The organism is Streptomyces alkaliphilus, assembly GCF_014141535.1.
GTDB classification, from domain to species: Bacteria; Actinomycetota; Actinomycetes; order Streptomycetales; family Streptomycetaceae; genus Streptomyces; species Streptomyces alkaliphilus.
Genome location: NZ_VKHT01001395.1, coordinates 1 through 993, shown reverse-complemented (window position 1 = coordinate 993; position 993 = coordinate 1). Strand labels below are relative to the sequence as shown.

The 993-nt window shown below is 74.5% G+C and carries 1 protein-coding gene; it reads right to left on the bottom strand.

Annotated features, from left to right (window positions below; all coding sequences use genetic code 11):
• Positions 1-7: 7 nt before the first annotated feature.
• Positions 8-993: glycosyltransferase (locus FNQ90_RS24700; RefSeq protein ID WP_182608365.1), on the bottom strand; the 986-nt coding region annotated here is incomplete at its 5' end.

Below are 993 nucleotides of genomic sequence, written 5' to 3'. Positions count from 1 at the left end.
GGGCCGGTCAGGTGGGGGTGCCGGCGCCCCGGGACCGGGCCCGCATCCGCAGCCTCAGGGTCTCCAGACGGGCGAAGCGGTGCAGCGTCCGACCCTCGGGGCCGACCAGTTCGGCGATCCGCGCCACCTCCCGCCAGACCCGGGAGCGCTCGGCCCCGGTGCAGACCGCCGCGCCGAGCAGTTGCAGCGCATCGGCGCCGCGGCCCCGGCGGGCGTGCAGGTCCGCCATGCCGAGCAGGACGTCCGTCGGGCGGCGCCGGCGCAGGATCTCCGTCCCGACCCGCAGGGCCTCCTCCTCCCGACCGGCCCGGAAGTGCTCGCGGAACTCGACCACCCGGTGGGCCACCTGCTGGTCCAGGGCGGCGGCGAAACCGCCCTCCCCGCCCTCCGGGCCCGCGGGGAGGCCGACGGCGCCGGGCATGGGCAGCCCGAGCGCCAACGACATGCGGTGGGTGAAGGCGGGTGTGTCGAAGAGTTCCTCCACCTCCCGGTACCGCTCCTCGGAGATGTTCTCCGCCAGCACGGCGTCCAGCGCGGCGAGGGCCGCCTCGGGGGTGTACTCGGTGAAGGAGCGGTAGCCGGGGGCGCCCTCCAGCACCTCCCGCGAACCGATCCGGTGGTAGGTGACCACCCGCAGGCGGTGTTGCACCGCCTCGACCACCGACAGCGGCATCGGATCGTCCACGCTGGAGAGGAAGAAGGCGTCGGAGGCGGCGAGTTCCTCGCGGACCCGCTGCCGGGAGAGGGCTCCCATCCACTCCACCCGGTCCGACAGCAGGGTGTCCCGGCCGATGCGGGGGGTGCGCCAGCCGATCCAACTGAACCGCCACGGCAGACCCTTCGCCCGGGCCAGTTCGGTGACCCGGGAGAAGAGGTCCACGCCCTTGCGGTCCTGCACCGTGCCGACCATGACGATGCGGGGGGCGGTCGAGGGTTCCACGGCGGCCGGGGTGCGGTGGGTGTCGCGGGGCACGGTGTTGTAGACCACGATCG